At 63.7% G+C, this 22144-nt stretch carries 17 protein-coding genes and 1 tRNA gene; 15 read left to right on the top strand and 3 right to left on the bottom strand.

The genetic code is table 11. From position 1 onward, the window contains the following. Positions 1 to 24 precede the first annotated feature (24 nt). On the top strand, positions 25 to 255 hold the full coding sequence (locus tag ACTRWG_RS16300; RefSeq protein WP_084299582.1) for a DUF982 domain-containing protein: 231 nt from the start codon (positions 25 to 27) through the stop codon (positions 253 to 255). 136 nt (positions 256 to 391) lie between these two features. Beyond that, positions 392 to 592, top strand: coding sequence for a hypothetical protein (locus ACTRWG_RS16295; RefSeq protein ID WP_027236647.1), 201 nt, complete (start codon positions 392 to 394; stop codon positions 590 to 592). A 208-nt stretch (positions 593 to 800) separates the two neighbouring features. On the opposite strand, the gene ACTRWG_RS16290 is transcribed toward ACTRWG_RS16295, so the two are convergent. Then, positions 801 to 1496: a Crp/Fnr family transcriptional regulator gene (locus ACTRWG_RS16290; RefSeq protein ID WP_027236646.1), complete on the bottom strand. Its 696-nt coding sequence runs from the start codon at positions 1494 to 1496 to the stop codon at positions 801 to 803. Positions 1497 to 1738: 242 nt separating this feature from the next. Between ACTRWG_RS16290 and ACTRWG_RS16285 the strand changes: the two genes are divergently transcribed. The 9 genes from ACTRWG_RS16285 (at position 1739) to ACTRWG_RS16245 (ending at position 17371) form a co-directional block, all read left to right on the top strand. Then, on the top strand, positions 1739 to 2932 hold the full coding sequence (locus ACTRWG_RS16285; RefSeq protein ID WP_027236645.1) for an NnrS family protein: 1194 nt from the start codon (positions 1739 to 1741) through the stop codon (positions 2930 to 2932). A 121-nt stretch (positions 2933 to 3053) separates the two neighbouring features. Next, positions 3054 to 4052, top strand: a complete 999-nt coding sequence (locus tag ACTRWG_RS16280) for a cytochrome-c peroxidase (protein WP_027236644.1) — start codon at positions 3054 to 3056, stop codon at positions 4050 to 4052. A 25-nt stretch (positions 4053 to 4077) separates the two neighbouring features. Further along, positions 4078 to 6459 carry a hybrid sensor histidine kinase/response regulator gene (locus tag ACTRWG_RS16275; RefSeq protein WP_462829603.1) on the top strand — a complete coding sequence of 794 codons (2382 nt, stop codon included), beginning with the start codon at positions 4078 to 4080 and terminating at the stop codon, positions 6457 to 6459. Between the two features lie 240 nt (positions 6460 to 6699). After that, positions 6700 to 8733 (top strand): peroxidase family protein, encoded by a 2034-nt coding sequence (locus tag ACTRWG_RS16270; protein WP_462829602.1) that lies wholly within the window; start codon positions 6700 to 6702, stop codon positions 8731 to 8733. A 226-nt stretch (positions 8734 to 8959) separates the two neighbouring features. Then, positions 8960 to 10891, top strand: a complete 1932-nt coding sequence (locus tag ACTRWG_RS16265; protein ID WP_027236641.1) for an acyl CoA:acetate/3-ketoacid CoA transferase — start codon at positions 8960 to 8962, stop codon at positions 10889 to 10891. Between the two features lie 295 nt (positions 10892 to 11186). Beyond that, positions 11187 to 11261 (top strand) — tRNA-Gln (locus ACTRWG_RS16260). Between the two features lie 921 nt (positions 11262 to 12182). Further along, entirely contained in the window at positions 12183 to 13841 is a 1659-nt protein-coding gene (locus ACTRWG_RS16255; protein WP_027236640.1) for a transcriptional regulator, read from the top strand. A 165-nt stretch (positions 13842 to 14006) separates the two neighbouring features. Further along, positions 14007 to 14465, top strand: a complete 459-nt coding sequence (locus ACTRWG_RS16250) for a hypothetical protein (protein ID WP_027236639.1) — start codon at positions 14007 to 14009, stop codon at positions 14463 to 14465. 257 nt (positions 14466 to 14722) lie between these two features. Then, positions 14723 to 17371 carry a methyl-accepting chemotaxis protein gene (locus ACTRWG_RS16245; protein ID WP_462829601.1) on the top strand — a complete coding sequence of 883 codons (2649 nt, stop codon included), beginning with the start codon at positions 14723 to 14725 and terminating at the stop codon, positions 17369 to 17371. A gap of 169 nt (positions 17372 to 17540) precedes the next feature. Here the strand turns inward: ACTRWG_RS16245 and ACTRWG_RS16240 are convergent, their stop codons facing one another. Both ACTRWG_RS16240 and pcaQ read right to left on the bottom strand, forming a co-directional pair. Beyond that, entirely contained in the window at positions 17541 to 18452 is a 912-nt protein-coding gene (locus tag ACTRWG_RS16240) for an MBL fold metallo-hydrolase (RefSeq protein ID WP_462829600.1), read from the bottom strand. 119 nt (positions 18453 to 18571) lie between these two features. After that, a complete protein-coding gene (gene pcaQ / locus ACTRWG_RS16235; protein WP_027236636.1) occupies positions 18572 to 19498 on the bottom strand; it encodes a pca operon transcription factor PcaQ in 927 nt (308 codons plus the stop codon). An 86-nt stretch (positions 19499 to 19584) separates the two neighbouring features. Here pcaQ and pcaC point away from each other — a divergent pair, with 86 nt between their 5' ends. The 4 genes from pcaC to ACTRWG_RS16215 form a co-directional block, all read left to right on the top strand. Continuing rightward, complete coding sequence (pcaC, locus tag ACTRWG_RS16230; protein ID WP_027236635.1) at positions 19585 to 19980, top strand: 4-carboxymuconolactone decarboxylase; 396 nt, start codon at positions 19585 to 19587, stop codon at positions 19978 to 19980. Continuing rightward, positions 19977 to 20714 (top strand): protocatechuate 3,4-dioxygenase subunit beta, encoded by a 738-nt coding sequence (gene pcaH, locus ACTRWG_RS16225; protein ID WP_027236634.1) that lies wholly within the window; start codon positions 19977 to 19979, stop codon positions 20712 to 20714. The genes pcaC and pcaH overlap by 4 nt, the downstream gene beginning before the upstream one ends. Then, entirely contained in the window at positions 20714 to 21334 is a 621-nt protein-coding gene (gene pcaG / locus ACTRWG_RS16220) for a protocatechuate 3,4-dioxygenase subunit alpha (RefSeq protein WP_027236633.1), read from the top strand. Before pcaH ends, pcaG begins: the two co-directional genes overlap by 1 nt. 11 nt (positions 21335 to 21345) lie before the next feature. Then, positions 21346 to 22144, top strand: a 799-nt coding sequence (locus ACTRWG_RS16215; RefSeq protein ID WP_462829599.1) for a 3-oxoadipate:acetyl-CoA acetyltransferase, incomplete at its 3' end; no start/stop codon positions are given.

The raw sequence follows: 22144 nt of genomic DNA, 5'->3' as shown, positions 1-22144 counted from the left end.
ATTGAAATCTCCTGGGGCACTCCCATGACCATTTTCCTGCCTTCCGAGGGCCGGACCCGAAAAATCACTACAATCGAACAAGCCCATTTCTGGCTGCAGAAAGCCTGGCCGGTTTCCGACCGCAACCGGGATGTTGCGCTTGAGAAGATTGATGCAGCCATGGACTGTCTCGCGCCCGTCGGCGCCGCCCGTGCCGCATTCCTCTCGGCAGTCAGCACCGCTGGTTTTCAAGCAAACGCTGCCGCCGCCGCGTAACCTGCCGCGTTTGACCGGCGCAGCCGCTGCAGCGCCGCTTCCACCGGCCTTCTGGCGCAGTTGGAAGAAGGTCCGAACTGAACTCTCGCGCGCGCACTTGAAACCTCCCCAAAATCAGCCTCACAGGAGTGAACAGATGTCCAAGCTTAATACTGAGGAATTGAAACTTGCCGGCCTGACCCGCAAGGAAACGGCGATGGAAAAGACCGCGCGTGCAGCGCGTGAAATCCTGGAGGATGAAAACGAATTGCGCCGCAACAAAATTGAGCGCCTTAGACGTTCCCGGCTTCAATACGAGCGCGGCAACCAGCCCCTGAACGACTCCCAGGACAAGTGACTCGGGCCCGAAATGGCCAATTGAACTGAACACCGGGCATGGCCGGGCTGCCAGGCGGCGCGGACAATAACTTCTGCGAATGGCCTTACGGCTTTTGCGCAAGGTTTTCTTTTGCATCCGGGCAACCTGTACGCGGGCCTGCTGATCCGCGCTTCGCCTGCACCCATCCGGCCGGACAGCGGAACACGGCCCGGTCTGCCCGCGGTTGCTACCCCTGCGCCCCGCTCAGGACTACCAGCCTATGCGGGTCCGTCACCACGATGTGTTTGCGGGTGGAGTGCACGATGCCGTCCTTTTCCCAGGCCGACAACAGGCGGCTGACGGTGTGCAGCGTAGTGCCGGTCATCTCTGAGATATTGCGGCGGGTTACCGGAAAGGCGATTTCGATCCCCTCCTCCACCTTGCGGCCCGACTGGGTCACCATCCGCAGAAGCGCCGCCGCCACCCTTTGCTCCACCGCCTGTGTGGCCAATTCGGTGATCCGCGTCTGCATCTCCCCCAGCCGCTGGCCCAGGGTGCTGTAGCTTTCGGTGGCAAAGCCCTGGTACTTGGAAGTGAACTCCCCCCACAGCCGCACCGGCCAGGACAGGGCCAGCGATTCCGAGGCGGCAATGGCCGTAGCCGGATAGGTGTCGCGGTTCAGCGCGGGCGCGATCCCGAACAATTGCCCTGGCGAAATATGCAGCGCGATGATCTGCTCGCCGCCCTCGGTCGTCTTCACCACCCGGATATAGCCGTCCAGCAGCAGGTGGAACCGCTCGGCATCATGGCCCTCGTGAAAGATCTCCGTCCCCTCGTCATAGCGTTTAGGCAGCGCCTGGTCGAGGATTTCACGGATCTGGCCGCGTTCCAGCTGGCTGAAGGGCGGCAGCCCGGTCAGGAGGCTTTCGTCGAGCTTGGACAAGAATGCACCGCAAGTTTGCTGAAGGACAAAGAGGTCACCCCGCCGTTATCGCATAGTGGCGGCAGAGGAAACAACCGTGCGGGAAAAAACGGGAACCCGGATCCGGGGGAGCCTCCCTCCTCCCAGCCCGCCGGAGCTGATCCACGGGGTTCGGCGAAAGATTGCGTCCCTTGCGCTGAACCGGCGGGCGGCACCTGACCAGTGCCGCCCGCCTGACGTTGACCGGACGCATGGAGGCCACCATGGCTGCGCGAACCGAATACACTGGCCCTATTCTGTTTTCCTTCGGCTTCAGGCCGTTCTTTCTGGGGGCTTGCCTGTTTGCTCTGACGGCAATTCCCGCTTGGCTGCTGATCTGGCGCGGCGATCTGGATTACAGCGGGCCGTTTCCGGCGACTGACTGGCACATTCACGAGATGATCTTTGGCTATGGCGCCGCGGTGGTGGCGGGCTTCCTGTTCACCGCAGTGCCGAACTGGACCGGCCGGATGCCCGCGCGCGGCTGGCCGCTGGCGCTGCTGTCGGGAGTGTGGCTGTTGGGGCGGATGGCAGCGGCGGGCTGGCTGGGGCTGCCCGCGCTGGGTGTGATGGTTGCCGACTGCGCCTTTCTGGCCGCAGTCATAGCCATGATCGCGCGTGAGATCATTGCCGGCGAGAACTGGCGCAACCTCAAGGTCCTGGTGCCGGTTACCCTTCTGGGCCTCGCCAACGTCTGCTTTCACCTTGAGGCGATGACCCAAGGCACGGCGGATTTCTCGCGCCGTTTGGGCATTGCGGTTCTGATCTTTCTGATCATGCTGATCGGCGGCCGGATCATTCCCAGCTTTACCCGCAACTGGCTGGCCAAACGCGGGGCTGCAAAGATGCCGGTGCCGTTCGGGAAATTCGATGCGGTGACGCTGGTCGTCGGCGCCGCGGCGCTGCTGGCCTGGACCGCCGCGCCCTGGGCCGCCCTTAGCGGCGCGCTGCTGCTGGCAGCCGGTGTGCTGCACCTTGTGCGGCTGGCGCGCTGGCGCGGCCTTGCCACCCTGCCGGATCCGCTGCTGCTGATGCTGCACCTGGCTTATGCGCTGGTGCCGGCCGGGCTGATCGCCGCGGGCGGGGTTCCCTTTGGCCTGCTGGAACCTGCGGCGGCGGCGCATATCCTGGGCATCGGCGCCATCGGCGGCATGACGCTGGCGGTAATGATGCGCGCCACCATGGGCCACAGCGGCCGCCCGCTGGTTGCTGGCCCTGCCCTGACCCTTGCGTTCATGCTGCTGCTGGGCGCTGCCGCCTTGCGCCTTGCAGGCAGTGCAGAGCTCGCCGCTGGCTGGGACGGGATCACCGTTTCGGCTGTGGTATGGACCGCGGGATTTGCTTTGATGGTGCTGAAAACCGGGCCCTGGCTGGTCACCCGGCGCATCGGCCCCAAGAAAGTTTCCGGAAAGCCTTAGCCCGGGGCGGTGGCCCGCCTGCTCTGCCCCAGCAAACATGCATGTCTCACGCAAAATTAACGGCCTTCTCAGATGCTGCCATTCCGGGTAGGTAGAAATGGATTGCTAGAGGAGGTCCTGAATGCAGTGGAAAGCTGCCGCCGCTGTGGTGCCGCTGCTGTTTTGGGCTATCCAGAGCCTGGCGCAACCCGCCGGGCTTGATGCGTTCCGGCGTCCGGATACGGTACCGTTCCCCGAAAACGCGCCGTATGACCGCGGTGTCGCCACCCTGGGCAAGATGCTGTTTTTCGACCCGCGCTTGTCCGGCGCACAGAACATCAGCTGTTCCAGCTGCCACAACCCCTCCTTCGGCTGGGAAACCCCGGTGCCCAAGGCAATCGGCGCTTCCGACAACCCCGTGCACCGCCACGCGCCGACGATCCTGAATGCCGCCTGGATCACCCCGCTGTTCTGGGACGGACGGGCGGCCAGCCTGGAAGAGCAGGCTGTCGGCCCGATCACCGCACCGGATGAAATGAACGCGAGTTTTGAGGACATCGTCGCCCGCCTGACGGCAGTGACCGAGTACAAGGCCTGGTTTGAGCGGCTGTTTCCCGGCCAGGGCATCCGCAAGGAGACCATCCTTACCGCACTGGCAACCTATCAGCGGACAATCGTCAGCGGGGTCGCCGGCTTTGACCGCTGGGTCAGCGGCGATACCAGCGCGGTATCAGAAGCCGCCAAGCGCGGCTTTACTTTGTTCACCGGGCGCGCAAACTGCGTGTCCTGCCATTCCGGCTGGATGTTCACCGACAACAGGATGCATGATATCGGACTGCCCGCCACGGACCTGGGCGGCGGCGGCGTGCCGCCGCAAGACCCAACCGGGTACTTCCGCTTCAAGACCCCGGGGCTGCGCAATATCGTCTTGCGGGCGCCCTATATGCACGACGGGTCGCTGCCGTCGCTGACTGCGGTCATCCGTCATTATGCCGATGGCGGCGCTGCCGGAATTGAGCGGCAGACGGACATCAACGGGTTCGCCGCCAGCGAGGGCGATATTGCAGACCTGATCGCCTTTCTTGAGACACTGACGGACAATGAAACCAATGTGCCCACACCGATCCTGCCGGCCAATTGATGCGCGCGGCTGAAGGCATCCTTTCATGATCATCAAGCGATCCATTGTCCTGCCGGTACTTGTCATCACGGTGGCCGCGCTGTTTGCAGTGCTGCTGGTCGGCGGCATGGCGGTCTATGCCTCCAGCCGCAAAGACGCCGTGCTGGAAGCCGCACTGGAAGTCACCCGCCGCACCAGCAGCGTCAGCACCGGCATCACGGCCGCCCAAACCTATGCCCAGGATGTGCTGTCGATGACCCGGCTGATCCCGCAGGAAGAAGTGGCCGAAAACTTCCAGGCGCATCTTCAGGTCATAAACCGCGACCTCAGCGCCTTGCTGCAGCAACCGCTGCCAGGGCCGCTCAGGGCCGAGGCCGAAGCGCTGAACGATATGCTGGCCGAATGGTGCCAGATGGCAGTTGTTCTGCTCAGCATCAAACCGGCCCAAGAGATCCCGACCCTCAGCGCGCTGATGATGAGCAGCGAGGCCGTCACCCGGCAGGCCGCGATGGTGACCTCCCTTGCTGCAGTGCACGCGGAGCAAACCGTCGCGGCAGCCAACCAGGCGCTGTCGCGTATCTTTGTTCTTGGTCTGACAGGAACTGCGCTGATGATGGCCGCGGCGCTGATCTTCTCGATGCGCAAGGCCCATACCATTTCAGCAGCGATCCAGTCGGCCGCCGCCACGCTGCAGCGGCTGGCCAGCGGGGAGCAATCCGGCCCGCCGAAAGCCGAAGACGAAATCGGGGCCGTGTTTGCGGCGCTCGACACGCTTGATGCGAGCTTGCAGGAAAAAAAGCGGATTGCCGAGCATTTGCAGCAGGAAAAGGCCCGCGCGGAGGCCGCAACTGAGACCAAGTCGCGCTTTCTGGCAACCATGAGCCACGAAATCCGCACCCCGATCAACGGGGTGCTGGGAATGGCGGAAGTGCTGAACGAGACCCAGCTTAACCCGGAGCAGAAATCCTGCACCGGCACCATCCTGGCCTCCTCCGAGGCGCTGCTGCGCATCGTCAATGACATTCTCGACTTTTCAAAGCTGGAAGCCGGCAAGGCGCAAATGCTGCAGCAGCCGTTCAACCTGCGCGATGTGATCTATGACGTGGCCACACTGATGTCGCCCAGCGCCACCGCCAAGGGTGTGGAAATCTGTATCGACATCCCGGAACACACGCCGCCAGAATTTATCGGCGACAGCGGCCGGGTGCGGCAGATCCTGATGAACCTGGTTGGCAACGCCGTTAAATTCACCCTCGAAGGCCATATCAGCATCACCCTCAATTACGATCCCAGCCACAACATCCCGCTGTGCATCGACGTCCGCGACACCGGCGTCGGCATTCCCGAAGACAGCATCGGCCAGATCTTCCACGCCTTCGAACAGGTGGAAAGCACCACCGCCCGGCGCTTTGAGGGCACCGGTCTGGGGCTGGCCATCTCGTCACGGCTGGCACAGGCCATGGGCGGGCGTATCGACGTGGTCTCAAAGAGCGGCAAGGGCTCCTGTTTCACGGTTTGCCTGACGCTGCCGGTTGCGGCCCCGTCACCGGCACCTTCCAGGCCGCTGTCCGGCAAACGGGTTGCCGTGGTCGCCGATCTGCCGTTTTCCCGCGATGTGCGGCTGCGCCAGCTGGCATTCTGGGGTGCCGAGACAATGGTCCCGCCCGGCGCGGCGGAGCTGCTGGAGCAGATAGAAGCGCTGGCCGCCCGGCAGCAGCAGCCTGACCTGGTGCTGGTTGAGAACAGCGTGCCGCTGGAGCAAGCCAGAAACCTGTGCCAGCGGCTGCACAGCCTGCCCGGCTGCCGCGAGCTGCCGGTCGTGTTTTGCGTCGGCAGCCGGCTGATCTCAGACTACCAGGCGCTCAAGCAGTGCAAGACCTTGCACGTGCTGATGAAACCCGCCCGCAACAGGGTGCTGCTGCAGACACTGCAAGAGGCCTTGCACCCCGGTGCCGCGCCTGCCGTCCCGGCGCCGCAATCAGAAGCGGCCAGACAGGCTGCTGCCGGGTTCAGCAGCCTGCGGCTGCTGGTGGCAGAGGACAACCGCACCAACCAGCTGGTTCTGCAAAAGATGCTTGGCCCGTCAGGCATCCAGATGACCATTTGCAGCAACGGCCAGGAAGCGGTCGAAACCTTTGCCGCGCAGCCGTTCGACCTTGTGCTGATGGATATGTCGATGCCGGTGATGGACGGGCTTGAGGCAACCCGCCGGCTGCGGGCGTGGGAGCAGGAAAACAGCCGCGCGCCCTGCCCGATTCTGGCACTGACCGCCAATGTGCTGAGCACCGACGAGGCCGCCTGCCGCGCGGCGGGCATGGTGGGGTTCCTGTCCAAACCGGTGCGCAAGAAGGAACTGCTGGGACAAATTGCCAAGTGGACCAGAACCAGCGATACCGGCGGTGCCGCGCCGCAGGCCAGGCAGGCCTGAACACCCCAATCCCGCACGGCGGCTCTCGCCGGGGCGAGTGCAATCGGCCGGCGCCGCCGTATTCACGAAAACCCACGGTTTGACACGAAATCGTGAAGCACTACCTGAAAACTGCAGCCCGCGCACGGCTGCCTCTGCGGGGGATATCGGCGTTCGGCGGCACGGGGCGCACAGGCGTTTCCGGGGCCGCGCGATGGCATTTCCGGTGACATTGTTTTTTACGAGTGATTGGGGGATCACATGTCCAGTTTACAGATTGGGGCCGCACGGCCCTCCGATGGCACGTCCGCAAATCCAGACCATCCTGACTGGGGCGCAACCGGCACAGAGCTGCTGAGGCTTGCGGGCAGCGCGCTGGGGCCGGATGGCGAAATGGCGGGCGCGGACAGGCCGAACTCTCGCGAAGTGTCCAACATCCTGTCCGCCCAGACCGGGGAAACGGCAAATGCCGCCGGAGCGTCGGATTTCCTTTGGATCTGGGGCCAGTTCCTGGACCATGACTTGTCGCTCACCGGCACCGAAAGCGGCGAGCATGCAGACATAGCAGTCCCCGAAGGCGATCCGTTCTTTGATCCCTTCGGCACCGGCAGCGCCATCATTCCTTTCACCCGGGTGGAACAGCACGACGGGGAATTCCTCAACGAGATCACCGCCTGCATCGACGCCTCGATGATCTATGGCTCGACCGCAGAGATGGTTGCGGCAATGCGGGACCAGGGCGGCAAGCTGAAGATGACTGAGGATCAATTCCTCAACCTCGAAGGCGACGGTTTCCTGACCGGCGATGTCCGCGCCGCCGAAAACGTAGCCCTGACCTCGATGCACACGCTGTTCACCCGCGAGCACAACCGGCTGGTTGAAGAGCTGGCGGCAAGGGACCCGTCGCTGACCGACGATCAGCTGTTCGAGGCCGCCCGCGCCCGGGTCGAGGCCCTGGTGCAAGCCATCACCTTCAAGGAGTTTCTGCCGGTTCTGCTGGGCGATGATGCCTTTGGCGCCTACCAGGGCCATGACCCGGAGGTGAACCCGGGAATTGCGATTGAGTTTTCCGGCGCCGTCTACCGGCTGGGGCATACCCTGCTGTCGGCCAACCTGCAGCGGGTCACCGAAAACGGCACCCAGCTGGACCCGCTGGCGTTGCGCGATGCGTTTTTCCAGCCGCAACTGGTCAGCCAGAAAGGCATGGTCGAAAGTGTCCTGCGCGGGGCGGCCACCCAGACATCCGAAGCCATCGACACCAAGGTGGTCGAAGACGTGCGCTCCTTCCTGTTCGGGCCGCCGGGTGCCGGCGGGCTGGATCTGGCCGCGCTGAACATCCAGCGCGGGCGCGACATGGGGGTGGCCAGCTATAATGATCTGCGCGAGGCTCTGGGTCTGTCCCGCGCGGAAAGCTTCTCCGACATTACCTCCGACGCGGCGCTGGCCGCCAAGCTGGAAGAAGCTTATGGCGATACCGACCTGGTCGACGCCTGGATTGGCGGCCTTGCCGAGGATGCTTTTGGCAATGGGCTGCTGGGGCAGACCTTCACGCTTGTGATGATTGATCAGTTCACCCGCCTGCGCGACGGCGACCCGTTCTGGAGCGAGGGCCGCGAAGGCATCCCGGCAGAGGATCTGAAGGCGCTTTGGGACACGTCCCTGTCTGACGTTATTCTGCGCAATACGGATGTTCAGAATCTGCAAAAGGATGCCTTTGCCGCCATGGACAGGATTGCCGGAACGGCCAGCGACGACGTTCTGAGCGGCGGGTCCGGCCAGGACTTCATTTTTGGCCGCAAAGGCGCGGATGTCCTTTCCGGCAATTCCGGTGATGACGACCTGCAGGGGGGCGGCGGCAGGGACATCCTGACCGGAAACCGGGGCAGCGATTGCCTGGACGGAGGCAGCGGCGCGGACAGGCTGAAGGGCGGCGGCGCAGCCGACTTCCTGTCAGGCGGCAGCCATAATGACGTCCTTACGGGCGGGTCAGGCCGCGACACCCTGGAAGGCGGCACGGGAAACGACACTTTGGCTGGCGGCAAAGGCGATGACGTCCTGACCGGCGGAGCAGGCGCAGATTGCTTCGTGTTCAACACCCAAAAAACAGGCGCGGATACAATTTCGGACTTCGAACTCGGTGTCGACAGTACGAAAATCATTGGCCCGCACTCCTGGACCGCGCAAGCCAAAGACACTGCCGACGGGCTGACTTTTGCATTCGGCGACGGCTGCTCCGTGACCTTCGAAGGCATCACCCTGAGCGATTGGCTGGACGCCGGGGCAAGCTTTTTCTAGGCCCAATTGCCGGCAGCAGTATACAAAACGGCCCGGCCGCGGAAATTGCAGGCGCCGATCGGAAACTTCCAGCCAGACGTGGCTGACCGATGTCGTAAGTTCTCGATCCGCTGACGCAATCGAAGGACTGCCCCGCGCCGGCGCGGGCCTAACATTCCCGATCATGCCGCCGTCAGGACGCAGGTTCTGAACAGACGGCAACCGGCATCGGGGAGGACGCGCCGCCATGAAAGACAAGACAACCACCACCGAACAGGCGATGGCGCTGATCCGGGACGGGGATGTCGTAACCACAACCGGTTTCGTGCAAAGCTGCATTCCTGAAATGCTGCACGCAGCGCTGGAAAAACGGTTCCTGGAACAGGGCGCCCCCCGCGACCTCACGCTGATCATGTGTGCGGGTGCCGGAGACAGCAAGGGGCTGGGCACCGGGCGGCTGCATCACGACGGCCTCTTGCGCCGGGTGATCGCCGGCAACTTCGGGAGGATGCCCAAGGTCGCCCAAGCGGCGCAAGAGAACAAGATTTGCGGCTACAACCTGCCCCAGGGGGTGATCTCCCAGCTCTACCGCGCATGCGCCGCCGGCCAGCCCGGGCTGTTCTCCAAGGTCGGCCTGCACACCTATGTCGACCCGCGCCATGGCGGCGGCAGAGTCAACAAGGTGACCGAGGAGGATATCGTCAAGCATGTCGAAGTCGATGGCGAAGACTGGCTGTTCTACAAGGCCACCAAGATCGACGTCGCCTTTATCCGCGGCACCAGCGCCGACCGCTCCGGCAACATCAGCATGGAACGCGAGGCGCTGACGCTGGACTGCCTGGCCCAGGCGATGGCCGCCCACAACAACGGCGGCATCGTGATCGCCCAAGTCGAACGCATCGTAGAGGACGGCTCGATCAAGCCGAAGGACGTGAAAATCCCCGGCCTGCTGGTGGACTGCGTTTGCGTCGCCGAGGACCCGGAAATGCACCGGATGAATTATGGCGTTCAGCACAATCCGGCGCTTTCGGGCGAAATCCGGGTGCCGGTCGAAGGCATTGCTAAGATGCCGCTGGACCAGCGCAAGATCATCGCCCGCCGTGCCGCCTTTGAGCTGCCGCCCAACGGCGCGGTGAACCTCGGCGTCGGCGCGCCCGACGGCGTCGCTGCCGTGGCCAACGAGGAAAAAGCCACCCCCTATATCACCCTGACTACTGAGGCCGGCGCCGTCGGCGGCGTGCTGGCAGGCGGCTCCAGCTTCGGCTCCTCCGCCAATGCCGACGCCATCATTGACCAGAACCAGATGTTCGATTTCTATGACGGCGGCGGGCTGGACCTCACCTGCCTCGGCATGGCCGAATGCGACGCCGAGGGCAGCGTCAACGCCTCCCGCTTCGGCGGCCGCCTCAATGGCTGCGGCGGCTTTATCAACATCTCCCAGAACTCCCGCGCCGTGGTTTTTGCCGGCACCTTCACCGCGGGCGGGCTGAAAGTGGCGGTGGAAAACGGCGAGCTGCGCATCGTCCAGGAGGGCCGCAACAAGAAATTCGTCCGCCTGATCGAACAGATCACCTTCTCGGGGCCTTACGCCTCGCAGCGCTCGCAGCCGGTTCTGTACGTCACCGAACGCTGCGTGCTGCAGCTGACCCCCAAGGGCCTGGAGCTGATCGAGATCGCCCCCGGCATCGACCTGCAGCGCGACATCCTCGATCAGATGGAGTTCAAGCCGATCATCGAAAACGTCGCCCTGATGGACACGCGCATCTTCCGGGATGAGCCGATGGGGCTGATGAACGACCTGTTGAACCTCAACCTCTCCGAACGCGTCACCTATGACGCCGCCCGTCACACCATGTTCCTCAACCTCGAAGGCTGGAGCGTGCGCAAGAAGCAGGATGTCGAGGATCTGGACCGCGTCCTGCGGAACGCTTTCGCCAAGAGCGGCCGTGACGTGAACATTGTGATGAACCAGAACGGCTTCCGCATCGCCGAGGACCTGCAGGACGGCTACGCCGCCTCCGTCGGTGAAACGCTGGAGAAGAACAGCGCCTCTGTTGCCCATTACACCACCAGCGCCTTCATGCGCCTGAAGATGCAGGGCGAGCTGGCCAGCCGCAGCGTGCAGCCGCACATATTCGAAAGCGGCGAGGAAGCGCATCAGGCCATCTGGGGCTCCTGAGACTGTTTCGCCCGGCGCCAGCCCGTCATCGGGCTGGCCGCATTTCTTCGGCCCCGGCCCGCCAGATTATCCTCATCAAGTCCACTTTCGGGACCGGTTCACGCCTCGAAAACCTTGGGCGAGCATTCTCACAACCCCTTAATTTCGTTCGCGGATCCTGCCTTGAAGCCCCTTATCCGACGGTGTTAAACAGCCCGCCGGCAGGTTTTGCGGGGAGCTTTGAGAAAGAACTGCATTTTTTTTCAAAAACCCTCTTGCACCCCTCCGCAACAAACTTTAGACAGCGCCTCACCGATGGGGTGTAGCCAAGTGGTAAGGCAGCGGTTTTTGGTACCGTGTACCGTAGGTTCGAATCCTACCACCCCAGCCATCGGCCTTCTTCCGAACATTGCAAGACGCTAACGAGCTCGAAAGAGCCGAACTGCCCCCGTTTTCGGCCCCAGTGTTTTGGCGTGCTGCTGGCGGCTTCTGAACGGGTGTCTCGGGTGGATCGGGAGGCCCCCAGTAGATCGCTGGAGGCCATCGCCACGGGTTAGTGCAAGCTGAAGTCCACACCGTTCGCCCAGTGATCCCAGTCGTAGCGCTTGTTATCCGCCGCTGACCCTTCCACCAGATGCTCTGGCCGACAGCACAGTTCGTTACCGCGCCGATGCCGAACCATCGTCGTCGTCCTGATGACTGCCAGGTTGACGACACAGTAGACGAACCTCGCGGCCGCCGCCTACCGCCTTCGGAACCGCATCTTGGGCCGCCGCACTGTTGCCGTCACCCAGCACCCGTCAGCGCCCCGCCTCTGAAGCCGGCCTTTAACTCAGGCGACCGGCTCTTTCGTTTCGGCATCTCGATAATTGGGGTTTTGCACTGCGAAAATTCGGTATGACCGCGGTCGCGGTGTCTAGAAGTCAGCGCCATGCCCTCTCACCCCGCGCGTCTCTGTGCATACTTCCGCCGCGCCTTTGGTCAGATGGGGCAAATTTCGGCTGCCCGCCGCGCGCTCTGCCGAGGGCCAGAGTTTGCACGTATTCCGTGCGCGGCAGCCAGTGCTCTCGATACAACAGGAGCCTCCTTGCGAAGCTGCGGTTTAGCCGGCGGAACAGCTGCTGAGCGATGCGGTTGATGACTTACGCAAGGTCAACTATGATAGGTTGAGAAAGCCCTCCACGTGACTGCGCATCATGGCGCCGCCCCAAGGCTCAATAAATTACAACCAGCAATTGCAAAATAAATAAAGACAATGCAATGTGATGGTGGTTTAATATCAGATGCAACAATCGTTTAGTGGGGTTGACGGATGACTGTCTTTCTCAAGATTTGCCGGTTTGGAGCTTTTGGCGTCTTTGACGCGGATGGAGCGAGCGTACAGCTGGGGGCCAAGCATCAGGCGCTGATGTCACTGCTGTCCACAGCCGACGGAGGGATCCGGACGCGGGCCTTTCTGGAGAAGACACTGTGGTGCCTGGCGCAACCGGAGCAGGCCAAGGCGAGCCTGCGCACGGCTCTGTCGACGCTGCGGCGGCATCTGGGGCCAGAGGCGGCCAAGCTGCTGTTTGCCAACCGCGAACGGGTCATCCTGGACCTGACCCGGGTGGAGCTGGACAGCTGCACGGGCAATGCAGAATTCATGGAAGGCTTTGAGCTGCCTCATGAAACTGTCTTTAACGCATGGCTGACGGAGACCCGGGCGGAGTTTGCCCGCAGTTCTGCGCAGCCGTCGCCGCTCGCCGGTGCGACGCCGGGGCGTGTGATCCTGGACAGGTTGCTGCCCTCGATTGCGGTTTTGCCTTTTGTCCACCGGTCGCCGGGCTCGGCGGATGCACCACTTGGATCGCTGATGTCCGAAGAGCTGTCACGGCACCTGTCGCGCAGCTGGGCCTTTTCAGTGACCTCCTATCTGGCCTCGCGCCAGTTTGACCCGGACACGGTCCGCCCGGCCGAGGTTTCTTCGATCGCAGGGGTCGATTATCTGATTTCCGGAACGGTCTCCAGCGAAGGCAGCCGGTTCCGCGCGGAAATAGACCTGCATGATGCGGTCCGCGAGAAGGTGATCTGGTCACGCAGCTTCGAAGGCAGCAAGAGCAGCCTGCTGGAGGGACGCAGTTCAGTGCTCCGGAACGCCACGCTGCAGATCGGCCAAAGCGCTGCAGGCGAGGCGGTCCGCCTGGCCGGGTTCAAGCCGCTGAAGGCGCTGGAAAGCCATGTGCTGCTGATGGCCGCAATTTCGCTGATGCAGGAAATGGACGTGCGGAAATTCCAGCGGGCGCATGAGATCCTGTCCCATCTGCTGGAGCGGGAGCCGAAACATGCGCTGCCGCTCACCTGGATGGGCTTCTGGCACGTGATGCGGGTTGAGAAAGGGCTTTCGCCGAATCGGGAGGAAGACAGCCGCCTCGCCAGCAGGATGGCGGAAGCGGCCATCGAAGGGGCGCCCGCCTTTTCACTGGCCCATACGCTCAAGGGGCTCATCTCCAGCCACCTGACCTTCCGGTTCGATCTGGCGCAGGATGCGTATGACCTGGCTCTGCGCGACAACCCGAACGAAGCCCTGGCGCTGCTGCTGAAAGGGGCGACGCTGGCCTATCAGGACATGCCGGACGAGGCGGTGCAGATGACAGACGCGGCCCGTCAGCTGACCCCTTTGGGGCCGCAGCGCTACTACTTCGACGCGATCTCGGCCCTCGCGCATCTGTCTGCCCGCAACTACGGCCGGGCGATCGAACTGGCCGACCGCTCGCTGGAGGCCAAGGGCGCCTTCCCGGTGCCGCTGCGCTCCAAGGCGATTGCCCTGCAGATGTCCGGCCGGGACGACGAAGCCCGGTCCACGGTGCAGACATTGCTTGAGGCAGCGCCGAAATTCTGCCTGTCGCAATTCCAGCGCGACAACCCGGCCGCAATGAGCCCGGCCGGACCGGAATGGGCCTCTGCGCTGCGGCGGGCCGGGGTGCCTGAATAGCCCCGGCCGGACAATACTCCTTCTCAGCCGCAGGGTGACGCGGGGAAATGCGCATCCGAACGGAATCTTTTATCTGAAGACCAGGCCAAGCGTGCTAGCATCCGCCAAGACCCGGCGGGTGACCGGGCAGATAATGATCCGTAAAGGACGGTGCAGGGAGAAGGCGTGAGCACAGTACTGGCATTTGATCGGCGTTTCTCTGACTTCGGCCCGGCTGTGCAGCCCGAAGAGCGGACGCAGGAAATTCTCGGCATTGTGGAAGACTTCATGCACCGCTGGGGGTACTCAGTCAGCAATCTGATCGGCGCAGAGCTGACGGTCGGGCATCTTGGCGGCAAACTGGAAGGCGCGCCGGACCTCATATTCCGCATGGCAGCCTTGGACTATTTTGAGATTGTCATCCGCGGCCCCAATGGCGCCGTCAGCTATGGCGGCTGGCTCACCGGCACATTGCCGGTCTCGGTGTCAGGCGAGCGGGTCAATGACCGCCCGGTTCTACTGACTTCCTGCCGCGAGGGCGGCCAGATCCGCCATGAGTTCGACCCGCTGAGCGGCTACCGTCCGGCGGCAGATACCGTGAACCTGCCCTTGCACGCCATGCGGCGGCTCTCGGAATCTTTCTAGGCGCAGCCCTGAGGGCATCCGCAGCCCCCCCCCCGCCCAGCGCCGCCGCACAAAGTGGCGGCCGGTAAAATGCAACTGACTTTCCCGCCTCTGCTCATGCTTTTTTTAGATTCTTTCCGCCCTTCTAACGGAGAGAGCGGGTGCTGCGCGGCAGTGGACCTGCACCTTTAATACCTGGCCTGACCTTCGCGCCAGCGGGGTGCCTCCCTGACTGGCCCAGGCTCGGATGAAAGCGGACGGATGCCTTGGGTGAGACTATGACGATTAAAAATGACCTTCCTGCACGGCGCCGTTTCCGGCTGTTTTCCAGCATCGGCGCCAAGATCACGCTTATTCTGATGACGATGGGCGCGGCCTGTGCCGCAGGGGGAATTCTGGTCACTCTGGTGTTTTCGCAGACCGGCCGCCAGATGGAAGTTCTGACGCAGGAGAAGGTGCCGCAGCTGGAGATGAGCAGCCGGCTGGTGAACGCTGCAAGCCGGGCCAAGAATACGATGATCGGCGTTTTGCAGGCCGGATCGGTTGAGGACCTGGCCCAGGCCGAGGAACAGGCCGCCGCCGCTATCGCAAATCTCGACGACACTGTTGCGGAGCTGCCCGCCGGAGAACAGGCTCTGTTCGCGCCGGAGGAAGCCGCCGCTGCTGAAATGCTCAGCAACCTGATTGCGGCACGCAAGGGCGCCTTTCAAAATCAAGCCTCGATCGACGCCCAGACCGCCAGCCTGCAAACCCTGAGCCAGACGCTGCAGAACAAACTTGTCATGGTCGCCTCCGAAGCCCGCGACAGCCTGATGGCAGGCGGCGAAGAGACCATCATCCAGGTCGATGAGGTCCTTAACAATCTGGTGGAACAGCAATTCGGCGGCCTGCAGACGCTGCTGGAAGCGCGGGCGGACATCAGCATCCTGTCCGGAGCGGCACTGGCGCTCGGGCACGTGCGCGACGTGCCTACCAAACGGGAGCTCAAGAAAATGGCCAAGGACGCATTAAAGCGGCTGGAGCCGGTTTTGGGCCGTCTCGAGGAGCTGGGCCTGGATGCCGTCCGGGCGAAAAAGGTCCGCGAGTCCGTTGAGCTGTTCCGATATACGCTGACGGCCAGCCGCAAGGAGCTGAAAGACAGCCGCAAAGATGTGCTGGCTGCCCGCAACGCCAGCGTGCGCCCGCTGACCCAGTCGATGGAGCGGATGGTGTTCACCCTGTCAGTTGCGGCGACCCAGGCCAGCGCCGACAACCGCACCGCCATCCAGGGCCTGCTGGACAACCAGGTCGGCGTTCTGCAGCAGCTGCTGGAAATCAATGGCTGGATCAGCGCCTTCCAGGTCGCCGCGCTGGACATGGCCGCCGCGCATCAGATTTCCGCCGCCCGGGCCGCTGTCGGACCGCTGCAGGAAGCCGCCGCTGCGCTGGCGGGCTACAGCGGGTTCAATGACGGGGTTTTCGCCCAGGAGCTGGAAGGGATGATCGCGCTGGCCGACCCCTCCCAAGGCCTGCCGGTGTTCAAGGCCGCGGCGCTGGAGGCCGCTGCCGAAGCTGCCGTTGCGTCGCAGGCCACTGTGGAGGCGGTGCTTGAATTTGCCCACAAGGCGACCGGGCTCGGCGCTGAAAGCCAGCTGGAGATTGCCTCGATCGCGGATGGGCTTGCCAGCGATGTCACCGCGACGCAGCGGCAGCTGCAGATCCTGGCGGCTGTGGCGGCGGCGGTGTTCCTGGCAGCACTGGTCCTGACCCGGATCCTCATCCTGCGCCCGCTGGCCGACATCAGCGGCACAACTGAACGGCTGGCTGCGGGGAATCTGCGCCCGGTGACCGGTTATGAGCGTTCCAGCGATGAAATCTACCGCATCGCAACGGCGCTGTCGGTGTTCCGCGACGGGCTGGTGCAAAAAGCCGAAGTAGAGGCCGCAGCCGAAGCTGAGCGCGAGGCGCGCGTGGCCGAGCAGACGGCCGCGGTGACAGCCATCGGCAGCGGTCTGGAGCGGCTGTCCCAGGGGGATCTCACCTACCGCATCCGCGGCGAAATGGGCGAGGGCTATGCCAAATTGCGCGATGACTTCAACGCGGCCCTTGAAAAGCTGGAAGCCTCGGTGCGCAGCCTCAGCACCAGCGGCCAGTCGATTGCCGGCGGCAGCACCGAAATCTCATCGGCCTCCCGCAACCTTTCCGAGCGTTCAGAGCACACCGCGCAGACCCTGGCCGGAACAGCGGCTGCGGTGAACCAGCTTTCGGTTTCCATCGCCGGCACCGCCCAGGCCTCGGGCGAGGCTTCTGCCTCGGTGGAGGCGGCGCGCCAGAATGCCAGCGAGAGCATTGAGGTGGTGAAGCGGACCTACGGCGCGATGGAAGCGATCAAGGACAGTTCCGAGAAGATTTCCCGGATCATCGGCATGATCGAGGCAATTGCCCAGCAGACGAATCTGCTGGCGCTGAATGCTGGCGTCGAAGCGGCCCGCGCCGGCACTGTCGGCAAAGGCTTTGCCGTCGTCGCCTCCGAAGTGCGGACTCTGGCGCACCGGTCCAAGGAGGCCGCCACGGAAATCGCTGCGCTTGTGGATGAAGCCGGCCAGAACGTTGAGCTTGGCGCGGATCTGGTCGAACAAACCCGCGCGGCAATCGGCGAAATCTCCGCCTCCGTCGCCAGCGCAGCCGACCTGATGAAGTCCATTTCCCAGGCGTCCTCCGAACAGTCCGGAAGTCTTCAGGAGATTAATACGGCGATGGCCAATCTTGATGACGCCACCACCCGCAACGCGGCATTGTTCGAGGAGGTCACCTCCTCCAGCCTGGGCCTGTCCAGGGAAGCTCAGGCCATGGCGGGAGCCATCGGCGCCTTCCGCACCCAAGCTGCAGAGCCCGGGCAGGACAGCAGCAGCCTGGAGCATGAGGACACCTGGCGGCTGCAAGCTTAGAATACTGAGCAGGCTTGGCCTCCTTGCCGGGGGCTGATTCAGACCGGCTTGGGCCTGACCAGCCTGGTGGAGCACTGGCCGCGCGGTTCAGTCCGGAACGGCAAGCTCAGGCCCCGCCGGAAAGCACCAGGGCTGGCCGCACCGGCGGCACCGGCAAAAAGCCCCGCCCCTAACCCTCAGGCACGAAGCGGTAACCGCTGCCGGATCGCTCCGCCCGCCCGATTCCGCCGCCAGGCAGATGGTAACCGATCAGCCGCATTTGCTCCGACGCCAGCTGGTCCAGCAGGCGCAAGCGCGTCGCAGCCGCAGTCTGGGGGTCTTGATCAGAGCCAACCGGCCAGGTCGGTTCAGCGAAACTGACATGGTCATTGCCAATTGCGTCCCCCAGGATCAGAACACTTTCACTGCCGCTGCGGATCTCGAAGGACATATGCCCCGGCGTGTGGCCGCGGGTGGCCTGGGCGGCAACACCAGGCAGGATTTCCGTGCCATCGGCGAACAGCTGCATCCTGTCTTCCAGCACCTCCATCCGGCGGCGGGCCCCGGCGGCCATGGCAGCGCGGCTGCTGCCGATGCTGGCGGCGGTGTCCGGATCGTACCAATAGTCCCATTCGCCCTGGCCCATCAGAAAAACAGCTTCGGGAAACAGCACATCGTCGAAATCATCCAGCACCCCCCAGAGGTGATCCGGATGGCAATGGGTAAAGACCACATGCGTTACCTCCTCCGGGGCGACACCGATGGCTTCCAGCGCCATAGGGAGCTTGCCCGCGCTGTTCTGAAACCCGGGCCCGGAGCCCGCGTCAAACAGCACCACCCGGCCCTCGTCCCTGAGCAGGGTCACATTGACCTCCGGCGTCAGCGGCCCGGCCCCGATCCCGTGGCTCTGCAGCAGCGGCTGCAGCGCTTCCGGGTCAAGCCCGCCAAAGACGAACTCCTGCGGCAGGGTAAGGTGGCCGTCCGACAGCGTTTCAATCCTCTTCGCCCCCAGCGCGATCCGGGCCAGAGCCCATCCGGGTGCCGCCGCCGCAGCCAGCCCCGCCGCAGCCGCCAGGCCGAAATTCCGTCTGCTCAAGGCCATGACCTCTCCTCCCGCTTCACTCAGTCCGCATCAAATGCAAATATCGCATTTGATGAATTATATAGTGTGACGAGCCAAAGGGAAACGCCTGCATTGCCGCAGGGCTGCCCGCAATGACTTCAAGTGAAGCCCAGAGCGGCGCAATGGCTGCGCAGCGCGGCGCAAAACCGCTGCGCGGCGGGGCTGAGCTGATGCTCACGGCGGGTGCACAGTCCAACCGGGCCTAAAGTGCTGTCGGTGTTCACCGGCAGCACCGTCATGGTTCCAGCCTCCAGATCAGGCCGCACCACGCCGTGGCTGATGACCCAGACCGCCTGATGCGCCAGCACAAAGCGCCGGCCGAACGAAGGGGACACCGTCTCGACCGGGAAGCGCGGCAGCGCCAGCCCCTGCTCCAGAAACATCCGCTCGACGAAGGGGCGGATTATAGAGCCTTCGGACGGCATCAGCACCGGGTAGTCGTCAAACACACCCGGCGGCAGATGGGCAACTCCGGCCAGCGGGTGGCTTTTCGCGACCACCACCGCCACGCGCTCGCGGTACAAAGGGTCGAACTCTACCCCGGCCATGGTTTCCGGCGCAGGCAGCCGGCCGACCACCACATCCAGACTACCGCGGCGCAGCTGGTCGATCAGATAGTGATTGCCGCCGGACATCACCATGAAACGGCCCGGCGCACTGCCTGCACGCAGCTGCGCCAGCGTGTCCGGCACCAGGTCCGCGGCCACGGTGGGCAGCGCCCCGATAGCCACCTGCGGCCCTTCCGCCTCGCCCAGCCCCTGCAACAGCGCCACCCCGTCACGCGCCAGCGCCAGGCTGCGTCCGGCATGGTCCCGGAACAACTCGCCATAGCTGCTGAGCCGGATGCCACGCCCATGTTTCTCCACCAGCGGCTTGCCGCAAACTGCCTCCAATTCGCGCAGCGCCCGGGTGACCGCCGGCTGGGTCATGCCCAGCGCCTCGGCCGCCTGGGTAACGCTCATCTTTCGGGCCACTTCGACGAAGACTTCAAGATGGCGCAGCTTCAAAGAGGACGAAAGTCGCATATCACTTTTGGTATCACTTTATGCCTGACTGGGGATTATACAGCTCACCTGCGGTATGCGATACTCCCAAGCAAAGGGAGATCGCAATGACGCAAGACCGATACGACCGCGGCATGCAGGTCCGGCGCAGGGTGCTGGGCGATGCCCATGTGGACCGCGCCGAGACCGCCAAGACCCCACTGGACCAGCCATTTCAGGAGCTGATTACTGAGGCCGCCTGGGGCACGGTCTGGGCGTCGGACCGGATATCCTTGCGGGAACGGTCGATGCTGACACTGGCGCTGCTGGCGGCGACCGGTAATTTCGCTGAGATCCCGATGCACATTCGCGCCACCGCCCGCACCGGCGCCAGCCAGGCAGACGTGCAGGAAGCGTTCCAGCATGTGGCCATCTATGCCGGCGTGCCGCGCGCCAATCAGGCGCTGAAACTGGCCAAGGAGACCTATGCCGCAATGGCAGCTGAAGGAGAGGAACCCGCATGAGCACACCGCCGAAACAGGGAGAATTTTATCAGCGCGACCGCCGCTGGCATCCGCCTGCCCTCTCGCAGGACTACAAAACCTCGGTCACCCGCTCGCCGCAGTTTCCGCTGATCAGCCTGGAAAACACTGCCAGCGAGATCACCGGCCCGGTATTCGGACATAACGATATCAATGCCACCGACAATGACCTGCTGAGCAACTTCGCCCAGCCCGGCGAAAGTCCGATCGGCGAGCGCATTATCGTGCATGGCCGGGTTCTGGATGAAAACGCGCGGCCTGTGCCGAACACGCTGGTGGAGATTTGGCAGGCCAATGCCTCCGGCCGCTACCGGCACAAGAAGGACACCTACCTCGGCGCGCTGGATCCGAATTTCGGCGGCTGCGGCCGGACGCTGACGGATGAAAACGGCTGCTACCATTTCCGCACAGTGAAACCCGGCGCCTACCCCTGGCGCAACTGGGTGAACGACTGGCGCCCGGCGCATATCCACGTTTCGGTCTTCGGAACCGGCTTTGCCCAGCGGCTGATCACCCAGCTGTATTTTGAAGGCGATCCGCTGATTGCGCGCTGCCCGATCGTGAACACCATTCCGGATCATGAGGCAGTGGAGATGCTGATTGCCCGGCTCGACATGAACGCGACCATTCCGCTGGACACCATCGCCTACCGCTTTGACATCGTGCTGCGCGGGCGGCGGTCCACTCTGTTTGAAAACCGGCTGGAGGGGAACTGATGCCTCGGCGCCTTGATTATCTGAAGGAAACCCCCTCGCAGACCGCTGGCCCTTACGTCCATATCGGCCTCGCGCCCGGCGCGGCGGGATTCCAGATCTACGACCAGGAGCTAGGCTGGGAGATTGCCGGCCCCGGCGCCAAGGGAGAGCGGATCCGGGTCGAGGGCGTAGTGGTTGACGGCACTGGCTCGCCGGTCAAGGACGTGCTGCTGGAGGCCTGGCAGGCCAATGCGGAGGGCATCTATGCCCACCCTGAGCACCCAGGCGATGTAGAGGAGGGGTTCCGCGGCTGGGGCCGGGTGATCACGGATTTCGAGACCGGTGAATGGGGTTTTGACACGGTGAAACCGGGGCTGGTCCTGGGCCGGGGCGGGCAGATGATGGCACCGCACATCAACCTGTGGATTGTGGCCCGAGGCATCAACGTGGGGCTGAACACAAGGCTCTATTTTGAGGATGAGGGCGAGGCCAATGCGGCAGACCCGGTGCTGAATGTGATAGAGTGGGAGCGCCGCCGGTCCACCCTGATTGCCGGCCGCAGCGAACGCGGCGGCAAGCCCGTCTACCGCTTCGACATCCGCCTGCAAGGCGAGGATGAAACCGTGTTTTTCGACATCTGAAGGGGAATTCCATGAGCAAACCCTGCATTATCTGCGTCGCCATTACCGGCTCGGTCCCGACCAAGGAGAACAACCCGGCGGTGCCCGTCACCATTTCGGAACAGCTCGAAAGCACTCAAGAGGCGTTTGAGGCCGGCGCTTCGATTGCCCATTGCCATGTGCGCAACGACGACCAGACGCCAACCTCGGACCCGGAGAAGTTCGCGCGCCTGATGGAAGGTTTGCAGAAGCACTGCCCCGGCATGATCATCCAGCTATCGACCGGCGGCCGCTCCGGCGCCGGGCGCGAGCGCGGGGGGATGCTGCCCTTGCGTCCCGACATGGCGTCGCTGTCCGTGGGCTCCAACAACTTCCCCACCCGCGTCTACGAGAACTCCCCCGACCTGGTGGACTGGCTCGCCTCTGAGATGCGGACCTATGAGGTGAAGCCGGAGATTGAGGCCTTTGACCTGTCGCATATCCACCAGGCGGTGAAGATGAACCGCGAGGGACGCATTCCCGGCACGCTTTACGTCCAGTTCGTGATGGGGGTGAAGAACGCGATGCCGGTGGATAAGGACGTGTTCGACTACTACGTCAAAACCATGCAGCGGCTGGCACCTGAGGCCCAGTGGTGCGGCGCCGGTGTCGGGCCGGGGCAGATCCTGGTCAACGAATGGTCCATCGCCGCAGGCGGCCATACGCGCACCGGGCTGGAGGACAACATGCGGCTCGACCGCGAGACGCTTGCACCCTCCAACGCGGCGCTGGTGAAACGCGCGGCAGACCTGTGCGAGAAATATGAGCGCCCCGTCGCCACCTGGCAGCAGG

Source organism: Leisingera sp. G5_S3_59_S7 (genome assembly GCF_054968485.1).
The sequence above is the reverse complement of the archived record's forward strand: the minus strand, read 5'-3'. Positions and strand labels throughout refer to the sequence as shown.

Coding starts and splice junctions, on each gene's coding strand:
- pcaG (WP_027236633.1), top strand. CDS start 20,714: ATGCCTCGGCGCCTTGATTATCTGAAGGAAACCCCCTCGCAGACCGCT.
- ACTRWG_RS16245 (WP_462829601.1), top strand. CDS start 14,723: ATGACGATTAAAAATGACCTTCCTGCACGGCGCCGTTTCCGGCTGTTT.
- pcaH (WP_027236634.1), top strand. CDS start 19,977: ATGAGCACACCGCCGAAACAGGGAGAATTTTATCAGCGCGACCGCCGC.
- ACTRWG_RS16265 (WP_027236641.1), top strand. CDS start 8,960: ATGAAAGACAAGACAACCACCACCGAACAGGCGATGGCGCTGATCCGG.
- pcaQ (WP_027236636.1), bottom strand. CDS start 19,498: ATGCGACTTTCGTCCTCTTTGAAGCTGCGCCATCTTGAAGTCTTCGTC.
- ACTRWG_RS16285 (WP_027236645.1), top strand. CDS start 1,739: ATGGCTGCGCGAACCGAATACACTGGCCCTATTCTGTTTTCCTTCGGC.
- ACTRWG_RS16295 (WP_027236647.1), top strand. CDS start 392: ATGTCCAAGCTTAATACTGAGGAATTGAAACTTGCCGGCCTGACCCGC.
- ACTRWG_RS16300 (WP_084299582.1), top strand. CDS start 25: ATGACCATTTTCCTGCCTTCCGAGGGCCGGACCCGAAAAATCACTACA.
- ACTRWG_RS16240 (WP_462829600.1), bottom strand. CDS start 18,452: ATGGCCTTGAGCAGACGGAATTTCGGCCTGGCGGCTGCGGCGGGGCTG.
- ACTRWG_RS16275 (WP_462829603.1), top strand. CDS start 4,078: ATGATCATCAAGCGATCCATTGTCCTGCCGGTACTTGTCATCACGGTG.
- ACTRWG_RS16255 (WP_027236640.1), top strand. CDS start 12,183: ATGACTGTCTTTCTCAAGATTTGCCGGTTTGGAGCTTTTGGCGTCTTT.
- pcaC (WP_027236635.1), top strand. CDS start 19,585: ATGACGCAAGACCGATACGACCGCGGCATGCAGGTCCGGCGCAGGGTG.
- ACTRWG_RS16280 (WP_027236644.1), top strand. CDS start 3,054: ATGCAGTGGAAAGCTGCCGCCGCTGTGGTGCCGCTGCTGTTTTGGGCT.
- ACTRWG_RS16270 (WP_462829602.1), top strand. CDS start 6,700: ATGTCCAGTTTACAGATTGGGGCCGCACGGCCCTCCGATGGCACGTCC.